Raw genomic sequence first — 9058 nt, 5'->3', positions numbered from 1 at the left:
TTTCATTTTTAATCCTGTCTACCATATAACCTCACTGTTTAGGAACTAATATATTGGTATTCATTGATATATTGCCAGTTGAAAAGAGTGGATAAATATACATTAAAACAATTGTATCGTTATGTTACGATATATAATGTAATATTTAAATGTAATAAATCAAGTTTTATCCCACCTATCTTATCACCCTTTTATTATATGATTGTAATGTGATGTAGCGCATTTTATAATGATTATTACAATAGTAATACAAAAAGTCCCTATAAGAAATAATATCTTACAGGGACATATTTAATGAAGGATTGTATAGACAAGTTCTTTGAGAAGCTCTCCATTTGTTATTGAAGAATTACCTACTCCTTTAGACTTGGCATCGCATTGGCGAATGGCCGCGATAATCTGCATAACCTTTACTCCACTGAATTTTTTCATTGCGAGCATGTATTCCCGAGATTGCCATTGATTTCGCAATCCTAATTGAATAGCTATTCCAGCTTCTGTCTTCTGAGGTGCATAATAAGCAAGCATCAAATTGGAGAAGAAGTTAAAGAGCACAGCCAATGTCATCTGGAGAGGATTATTTTTGGGATTTTCCTCAAAATATTTAATAATCTGGTTTGCCTTAAATACATCCTTCTCAATTAATGCATTTTTCAATTCAAAGTTATTAAAGTCTTTACTGATACCTATATTTCTTTCAATCTGCTCAGAAGTAATCCGGTTCATCCCTTTGGGTAAAGTGAGAATCAGTTTATCCAACTCACTACTCATTCGGGACAGGTCAGAACCAACAAAACCAGCCATCAGTTCACAAGCTTTAGGTTCTATATCCACCCGTTTTCGCTTCAGGTAATTTGTAATAAACGCAGGTAGCTGTGATTCCTTCAAACGCTTGGATTCATAAAGTACCCCATTTCTCTCAATCTCTAATGTAACTTTTTTTCTTCGATCCAAACAGCCGTTCTTATGGCAGAATACTAAGATAGTAGAGGGCTGTACCTTCTTCAAATAGTAAGACAGCTTATCGATATTCTTTAAGCCTTGGGCTTCCTTGACAATAAGCAGTTGGTATTTACTCATCATCGGAAACCGTTTGGCTGCATTGATGATAGTTTCTATATCAGTATCTCCTCCATAGAAAATCATTTGATTGAACTCTCTCTCTTCAGGAGTCAGGATTGTATCTGCCATATAATCGGCAATCTTATCAATGTAATAAGACTCATCTCCCATTAAATAATAAATGGGAGCATATTGTCTATTTTTTAAGTTACGGATTATTTCCTCAATGCTTATTTCCTGCTTAGCCATCTTAAATTCATTTTTGATTACCATTCATATTTCAAGTGCTTCACCGTCCGTTTTTCATCAATAATCATGCGGAGGGATTCGATACCGATTCGTACATGTTCGCGCGCGTAATTGTGCGTAACCAGTGTGTCACTCTTTTCCGTCTTAACGCCCTCGGGAACCATTGGCTGATCTGATACCAGCAGCAACGCCCCTGTTGGTATATGATTGGCAAAGCCCACGCTGAATAGAGTTGCTGTTTCCATGTCAACAGCCATAGCACGGGTTGACAACAGATATTCCTTAAACTTTACATCATGTTCCCAAATGCGCCGATTGGTTGTATATACAGTACCTGTCCAATAATCCCGTCCATGATCGCGGATTGTAGAAGAAACGGCTCGCTGTAGCATAAAAGCCGGGAGGGCCGGAACTTCAGGGGGAAAATAATCGTTTGATGTACCCTCACCACGTATTGCAGCAATGGGAAGTATTAAATCTCCTAATTGATTTTTCTTGTCAATTCCTCCACATTTTCCAAGGAACAGGCAGGCTTTTGGTCGAATTGCTCCTAACAAATCCATAATGATAGCCGCATTGGGACTTCCCATTCCAAAATTGATTATTGTGATACCATTGGCAGAAGATGATCTCATATTAGCATCCTCACCTGCAACTTCAGAATTACATTCTTCTGCAAACAACTCCACATAGTTGTTGAAATTTGTCAACAATATATATTCTCCAAAGTCTTCCAGACGCCTGTGTGTGTAGCGCGGAAGCCAATTCTCGACAATTTCTTGCTTCGTCCTCATAATTTCTATACTTTTGTCTAAATGAATATGGCTTGATATAAACTCTCACAAAAGTAGCAAATGTTATCATTAAACTTACCTCCTTTCCAACCAAAAATAGAACTTCATGATGGGAAAACAACTATCTTCGACATTCTGCGCAGGCGATATGTAGTGCTAACTCCCGAAGAATGGGTCCGGCAGCACTTTGTCCATTTTCTTATTGAGCATAAGGGATATCCTCAAGCATTAATGGGCAATGAAGTCATGCTGAAGCTGCACAAAACGACCAAGCGCTGCGACACGGTCCTTTATAATCGTGATCTGTCGGCAAAAATGATTATAGAATACAAAGCCCCCCATATCGAGATAACCCAACAGGTCTTTTCACAAATCAGCAATTATAATATTGTCTTGAGGGTAGATTATTTGATAGTCAGCAATGGGCTGAAGCATTTCTGCTGTAAGATGGATTATGCCCGACAAACCTATACCTTTCTCCAAGAGATACCGGATTACTCGTCTTTATAAAAAATACAATAAGTTCTTCTTTGGATACTTCCCAAAGTTCTTAATAAATGAACAAGAAGAAGCGGTAGCACATCCTTTTCTATTCAGGGATATGCTACCGCTTTTATTAATTCTAGAGGAATGACAAGACTTATTCAACGCCAGCCAGTTCAGGATCGATCATGATACGGCCACAATATTCGCATACGATGATTTTTTTACGCATTCGAATGTCCAATTGACGCTGAGGGGGAATCTTATTAAAGCAACCGCCACAAGCATCACGTTGTACATAGACAATTCCCAAACCATTACGAGAATTCTTACGGATACGCTTAAATGCTTGAAGCAAACGAGGCTCAATAGTTGTTTCCAATGCCTTTGCTTTTTCACGCAGTTTTTCTTCTTCCTGTTTGGTCTCAGACACAATCTCATCCAATTCTGTCTTTTTGACCTCCAAATCTTGCTTACGTTCCTCAAGTAACTCCGTGTTCTTTTTCAACTCTTCGGCTTTAGCAGTTGCAGAAGCATTGTATTCTCTGATTCTTTTCTCGCATAATTCGATTTCCAAAGTCTGAAATTCGATTTCCTTACTCAACACATCGTATTCACGGTTGTTGCGTACATTATCCAATTGAGTCTTATATTTATCTACCGATGCCTGTGCCTCAGAAATCTCATTTTTCTTAGTGGTGACGTTCTCTTTCAGCTCAGCTATTTCCTTATTGATCTTCTCGATGCGGGTCGTCAGGCCTGTCACCTCATCTTCCAAGTCTTGTACTTCCAAGGGGAGTTCACCGCGCAAAGTCTTAATTTTATCAATTTCAGAGAGCATAGTCTGCAGTTGATACAGTGCTTTCAGTTTCTCTTCTACCGACAGATCTTGAGGGTCTTTCTTTACGTCTTTTGCCATATGATTATAAATATTTGATGGGATTTGTATTGATCTTTGTTTGTTCCACTTTAAGCCCGGGGAATTGTCTCTGCAGATATTCTGCAAGCAATTCCTTCGTGTATTGTTCACTTTCATAGTGGCCTATTTCAGCCAGAAGAATCTCTCGTTCATGTCCAAAATATTCATGATAACGGATTTCCCCCGTAATGAAAACATCGGCCGCAGCCGCAATAGCATCCGGAATCAGGAATGCACCGGCTCCTCCACAAATGGCCACACGTTGAATCTGACGTCCGGTCATTTTATTATGGCGAAGGCAACCGACCTCGAAGAGCTTTTTGATGCGTCGCAAGAAGTCGGTCTCAGTTTCAGGCTCCGACAATGTACCTATTATTCCGCTTCCGCTTATACCGTCATTCTGAGACGGAGTCAGGAAGGTAACATCCCTTAAACCAATCTTTTCGGCAATCTTGAAGTTTACACCTCCCACTGTATTGTCCAAGTTGGTATGTGCTGAGTAGATTGCTATATCATTTTTTATAGCTTTCAAAATACAGCGCTCCACATAAGTTGAACCGGAAATGGATTTTACTCCTTTGAACAACAGTGGATGATGCGACACAATGAGGTTAAACCCCAATGCTATCGCTTCGTCTATGACAGGTTCGGTGACGTCAAGACACAACAAAGCCCCTGTCGTTTCCGACTCTGTCAATCCTAATTGCAAGCCAGCATTATCATAGCTTTCCTGCAAAGGCAGAGGCGCGAAGCTTTCAAGGGCGCATACAAGTTCCTTTATTTTCATTCTATTTCTAAAATTACCGCAAAGATAGTGGAAATCTATGCGCTATCCTAGTACCAAATACATTTTTTGGTTGAAAAGACTTATCTTTGCCGCACAAACAAATACGAATGTCAATCCATGATCTCATTTTATTCGCAAAATCAGAACAAATCATGATCAGACATTCAATTGAACAAAAAACAGAATATTATAAATTGATAGAACACTATGGGATTATTTGTTAGCCTACCCCAAGGAGGCGGTACAGAAAAAACGTTGCAATTGAACTTTGGAGTCGAGACTGTTGCCGCTTTTCTTCCTGCTGAGTGGCATTTACAGAGTTTGATCCAACTGACTTGGCCCCATAAAAATACAGATTGGGCACCCATGCTTGGCGAGGTGGATGCCTGCTACATGGAGCTGGCTAAAGAGATTACTGACAGACAACCGCTACTCATTGTCACACCGGAACCGGAACGTGTACGAGAGCTTATATATAATAAGGTGAATATGGATAATGTCTACTTCCTGGAATGTCCGACCAATGATACGTGGGCACGTGACCATGGCTTCATCACAATGCTTACCGAACAAGGGCCTCTCCTACTTGATTTTTGTTTCAACGGATGGGGTATGAAGTTTGCTGCCAATGAGGACAATCAAATCAATCGTCGGCTGTTCGCTTCCGGATTATTGCATGGAGCTTATCGCAACTGCCTTGATTTCGTTCTGGAAGGTGGTTCGATTGAAAGTGATGGCAAAGGAACGCTACTGACGACTTCCACTTGCCTGCTGGCTCCCAACCGCAATGAAACCATGAATAGAAAGGACATCGAAAACCATCTCAAATCTCTGTTCCATCTCGAACAGGTTTTATGGTTGGACTACGGATATTTATCGGGTGATGATACAGACAGCCATATAGATACTTTAGTACGTTTTTGCCCGGAAGACACATTGGTCTATGTGAAATGCACGGATGAAAATGATGAGCATTATGAAGCACTTCAACGGATGGAGGAGCAATTGTCTTCTTTCCGTACACTCGACGGATGCGCTTACCGCCTGTTGCCTCTTCCGATGCCTGACGCTATTGTATGTAACGGGGAACGCCTGCCAGCTACTTACGCCAATTTTCTTATTATGAATGAAGCGGTATTATATCCGACTTATGCCCAGCCAGATAATGATGAGAGAGCTAAAAAAGTATTGTCACAAGCCTTCCCCCATCACGACATCATCGGGGTGGATTGCCGGGCACTCATCAAGCAGCATGGTTCATTGCATTGTGCCACCATGCAATATCCTTCAGGATGTTTTGTAACAGCTAAAGAAAATAAATAACACGATATGAGAAAGATAAAGATTGGTTTAATCCAACAGGCAAACAGTAACGATTTACGTATCAACCTGGAAAAGCTTAATCGCAATATAGCTGCCGTTTCAGCTTACGGGGCTGAGTTGGTCGTATTGCAAGAGCTACACAACACACTCTATTTCTGTCAGACAGAAGACACAACGAATTTTGACCTTGCTGAACCTATTCCAGGTCCGTCTACCGGGTTTTATAGCGAGATTGCACGACAATTTCATATTGTTCTGGTCACTTCATTGTTCGAAAAGCGTGCGCCGGGACTTTATCATAATACAGCAGTTGTATTCGATAAAGATGGAAGTATTGCCGGAAAATACCGGAAAATGCACATTCCTGATGACCCTGCTTATTATGAGAAATTCTATTTTACTCCTGGAGATTTGGGTTTCAAACCAATACAAACTTCGATTGGAAAACTTGGTGTGCAAGTCTGTTGGGATCAATGGTATCCTGAAGGAGCGCGTCTGATGGCATTGCAAGGTGCCGACATTTTGATTTATCCGACAGCGATTGGTTGGGAGAGCAGTGACACTGACGATGAAAAGGCCAGACAACTGGGTGCATGGATGATTTCTCAACAGGGCCATGCCGTAGCCAACGGGTTGCCGGTCGTGGCTGTCAATCGTGTTGGACATGAGCTTGATCCTTCCGGGCAGACCAGGGGTATCCAGTTTTGGGGTAATAGTTTTGTTGCCGGACCGCAAGGAGAAATTCTGGCACAAGCCGGCAGTCTCAAAGAAGAGAACCTCGTAGTGGAAGTAGACTTGGAACGTTCGGAGAATGTGCGTCGCTGGTGGCCGTTCTTACGGGATAGACGAATTGATGAGTTTCAAGAGCTGACTAGGAGATTTATAGACTAGTTGCAGAATCTTGAAGCTATTCCTTGTTTTTTCTTAGTTGACGCGGATAATACGAGTCTGTCTGTGACCCTGTTATCCGCGTCAGTAGTTATTCAGACTATTTCTCACTTCCCGACATATCGCTGATAGGCCAAGCGGGGAGTCCCGTTTGAAACGTAGATAATACCGCAATAGGTAAATCCATATTTAGCCACGAGATGTTGTAATATAAGATTATCACGATGAGTATCTACGCGTAAATTATTGCTACGCTCCATGCACCAGCGGAAACAAGCATCCGCTACTCCCCTCTCTTCTCCGGATGTCGCCAATCGATGAATTGTGGCATACGGCAAATCATTTAGCCAAGCTCCTTGTTCAATATGTGCATAGTTCGGGTCTTCTCCTTCGATATAGCAGAACACACCGACTACTTGTCCGTTTCTCCCCACACAGACATAGCAATGTTTTTGCTCAATCTCTTCCCTAATCAACTGCTCGGAAGGATAGCCGTCAATCCATTGATGGGGATTATTTGTAGCAATCATTAGCTGACGGGCATGAGTAAAAATATCCATCAAGCGAGTCAGATCGCCCAATTCGGCCTTACGTATTTCCATAAATTTACGATACGAATCAATTATTCCAATCGACTATTATTAAGTTGATGGTGATTGAATAAAAAAGACCCTATTTATGAACCGTTCTTACTGAAATGTCCATAAATAAGGTCCTTATAACAGAATAGTTATTTTATTCCAATCACTTTTCCTTCAAGTCAACAATCAAATGTAGTTCGTCCAATTGCTTTTGTTCCAAAGCTGCAGGAGCATCCAACATAACGTCACGACCGGAGTTGTTTTTGGGGAATGCAATGCAATCGCGGATGGAATCCAAACCTGCAAACAACGATACCCAGCGGTCAAGCCCGTAAGCCAATCCTCCATGAGGAGGAGCTCCATATTTGAACGCACTCATTAGGAAGCCAAACTGCTCTTGTGCGCGTTCGGGAGTGAATCCCAATATTTCGAACATCTTTGCCTGAAGCTGTGAGTCATGGATACGAATAGAACCACCTCCGACTTCAACACCGTTAACTACCATATCATAAGCATCGGCACGAACAGCAGCCGGGTCGGTATCCAATAGAGGAATATCCTCTTCCTTCGGATGGGTAAAGGGATGGTGCATAGCCATCAGACGTCCCTCTTCATCACTCCACTCAAACATCGGGAAATCTACGACCCAGAGGCATGCGAACTTATTTTTATCACGCAATCCCAATTGATTTCCCATTTCCAGGCGTAGCTCTGAAAGTTGTTTACGAGTTTTCATAGCATCATCACCACTCAGAATCAGGATCAAGTCACCCGGTTGCGCATTGAAGACTGCTTTCATCTGTTGCAACACTTCTTGTGAATAGAATTTATCAACACTTGATTTTACATTTCCGTCAGCTTCAACACGAGCATATACCAACCCCTTGGCGCCAATCTGTGGACGTTTTACAAAATCCGTCAGTTGGTCAAGCTGTTTACGGGTGTAATGAGAGGCACCTTGGGCACAGATTCCTCCAATATAAGCTGCATTGTCAAACACAGAGAATCCATATCCTTTAAGAATGTCCATGAGTTCAACAAAACGCATTCCGAAGCGCAAGTCTGGTTTATCGCTACCATAATATTTCATGGCATCTGCCCAAGGCATGCGCAAGAAAGGTTCTGTCAATTCCACTCCACGGAGTTCCTTGAACAAATGTTTGGCCATCCCCTCAAAGGTCTCAATGATATCTTCCTGCTCTACAAAGCTCATCTCACAGTCGATTTGAGTGAACTCCGGCTGGCGGTCAGCACGCAAGTCTTCATCACGGAAACACTTCACAATCTGAAAATAACGGTCCATTCCGGAAACCATCAGGAGTTGCTTCAATGTTTGTGGTGATTGTGGAAGAGCATAAAATTGCCCCGGGTTCATACGGGAAGGAACGACGAAGTCACGGGCTCCTTCAGGAGTTGAACCTACCAGCATGGGGGTCTCTATCTCCAAAAAGCCTTTGCTGTCGAGATAACGACGTACTTCCATGGTCATACGGTGGCGCAGTTCCAGATTCTTGCGTACGGCATTACGTCTCAAATCAAGATAGCGATACTTCATGCGCAAGTCATCACCTCCATCCGTATTGTCTTCAATGGTAAACGGAGGAGTCAATGCTGTATTCAATACGGTGAGAGTATTGACAATAATTTCAATATCACCTGTTGGAATATGGGTATTCTTATTGGAACGCTCATTGACGGTACCTTTCACCTGAATGACGAATTCACGCCCCAGACGATTAGCCTGTTCGCAAAGTGCTGCGTTATTTTCTTCATTAAAAACCAACTGTGTAATGCCATAACGGTCACGCAAATCAATAAAAGTCATACCTCCCATCTTGCGTGAACGCTGCACCCAGCCGGCAAGAGTTACTTCTTTACCTGCATCGGAGAGTCTCAGTTCTCCACATGTATGTGTTCTGAACATTGCGATTAAGTTTTTATGTATTTTCAATTTGCGGACAAAATTAGTGAA

9 protein-coding genes are annotated in these 9058 nt (G+C 42.0%); 3 read left to right on the top strand and 6 right to left on the bottom strand.

Going from position 1 to position 9058, the window contains the following annotated elements:
* Positions 1–291: 291 nt before the first annotated feature.
* Positions 292–1311: a DNA polymerase III subunit delta gene (gene holA / locus M3087_RS02860; RefSeq protein ID WP_022383562.1), complete on the bottom strand. Its 1020-nt coding sequence runs from the start codon at positions 1309–1311 to the stop codon at positions 292–294.
* A gap of 17 nt (positions 1312–1328) precedes the next feature.
* A complete protein-coding gene (locus M3087_RS02855) occupies positions 1329–2105 on the bottom strand; it encodes an AMP nucleosidase (protein WP_022383563.1) in 777 nt (258 codons plus the stop codon).
* A 60-nt stretch (positions 2106–2165) separates the two neighbouring features.
* On the opposite strand from M3087_RS02855, the gene M3087_RS02850 reads away from it, so the two are divergent.
* Positions 2166–2615, top strand: a complete 450-nt coding sequence (locus M3087_RS02850) for a type I restriction enzyme HsdR N-terminal domain-containing protein (RefSeq protein ID WP_106484909.1) — start codon at positions 2166–2168, stop codon at positions 2613–2615.
* 130 nt (positions 2616–2745) lie between these two features.
* Here M3087_RS02850 and M3087_RS02845 read toward each other — a convergent pair whose 3' ends face one another.
* Entirely contained in the window at positions 2746–3507 is a 762-nt protein-coding gene (locus M3087_RS02845; RefSeq protein WP_022383565.1) for a zinc ribbon domain-containing protein, read from the bottom strand.
* 4 nt (positions 3508–3511) lie between these two features.
* Positions 3512–4294 carry a Nif3-like dinuclear metal center hexameric protein gene (locus M3087_RS02840; protein WP_022383566.1) on the bottom strand — a complete coding sequence of 261 codons (783 nt, stop codon included), beginning with the start codon at positions 4292–4294 and terminating at the stop codon, positions 3512–3514.
* A 207-nt stretch (positions 4295–4501) separates the two neighbouring features.
* Here M3087_RS02840 and M3087_RS02835 point away from each other — a divergent pair, with 207 nt between their 5' ends.
* Positions 4502–5617 (top strand): agmatine deiminase family protein, encoded by a 1116-nt coding sequence (locus M3087_RS02835; protein ID WP_249093602.1) that lies wholly within the window; start codon positions 4502–4504, stop codon positions 5615–5617.
* A 6-nt stretch (positions 5618–5623) separates the two neighbouring features.
* On the top strand, positions 5624–6508 hold the full coding sequence (locus tag M3087_RS02830) for a carbon-nitrogen hydrolase (RefSeq protein WP_249093601.1): 885 nt from the start codon (positions 5624–5626) through the stop codon (positions 6506–6508).
* A 104-nt stretch (positions 6509–6612) separates the two neighbouring features.
* On the opposite strand, the gene M3087_RS02825 is transcribed toward M3087_RS02830, so the two are convergent.
* Together M3087_RS02825 and aspS are read right to left on the bottom strand one after the other, a co-directional pair.
* On the bottom strand, positions 6613–7107 hold the full coding sequence (locus M3087_RS02825; protein ID WP_022383568.1) for a hypothetical protein: 495 nt from the start codon (positions 7105–7107) through the stop codon (positions 6613–6615).
* 142 nt (positions 7108–7249) lie between these two features.
* On the bottom strand, positions 7250–9010 hold the full coding sequence (aspS, locus tag M3087_RS02820) for an aspartate--tRNA ligase (RefSeq protein ID WP_249093599.1): 1761 nt from the start codon (positions 9008–9010) through the stop codon (positions 7250–7252).
* Between the last annotated feature and the right edge of the window lie 48 nt (positions 9011–9058).

This window comes from Mediterranea sp. ET5, from assembly GCF_023337025.1.
Classification (GTDB): Bacteria; Bacteroidota; Bacteroidia; order Bacteroidales; family Bacteroidaceae; genus Phocaeicola_A.
Note: the sequence above shows the minus strand (reverse complement) of the source record. Positions and strands in the feature narration are given on the sequence as shown.

What these genes read in the sequence shown, in the direction of transcription:
- M3087_RS02835 (WP_249093602.1), top strand. Translation starts at nt 4,502, where the DNA reads ATGGGATTATTTGTTAGCCTACCCCAAGGAGGCGGTACAGAAAAAACG.
- M3087_RS02840 (WP_022383566.1), bottom strand. Translation starts at nt 4,294, where the DNA reads ATGAAAATAAAGGAACTTGTATGCGCCCTTGAAAGCTTCGCGCCTCTG.
- M3087_RS02845 (WP_022383565.1), bottom strand. Translation starts at nt 3,507, where the DNA reads ATGGCAAAAGACGTAAAGAAAGACCCTCAAGATCTGTCGGTAGAAGAG.
- aspS (WP_249093599.1), bottom strand. Translation starts at nt 9,010, where the DNA reads ATGTTCAGAACACATACATGTGGAGAACTGAGACTCTCCGATGCAGGT.
- M3087_RS02855 (WP_022383563.1), bottom strand. Translation starts at nt 2,105, where the DNA reads ATGAGGACGAAGCAAGAAATTGTCGAGAATTGGCTTCCGCGCTACACA.
- M3087_RS02850 (WP_106484909.1), top strand. Translation starts at nt 2,166, where the DNA reads ATGTTATCATTAAACTTACCTCCTTTCCAACCAAAAATAGAACTTCAT.
- M3087_RS02830 (WP_249093601.1), top strand. Translation starts at nt 5,624, where the DNA reads ATGAGAAAGATAAAGATTGGTTTAATCCAACAGGCAAACAGTAACGAT.
- M3087_RS02825 (WP_022383568.1), bottom strand. Translation starts at nt 7,107, where the DNA reads ATGGAAATACGTAAGGCCGAATTGGGCGATCTGACTCGCTTGATGGAT.
- holA (WP_022383562.1), bottom strand. Translation starts at nt 1,311, where the DNA reads ATGGCTAAGCAGGAAATAAGCATTGAGGAAATAATCCGTAACTTAAAA.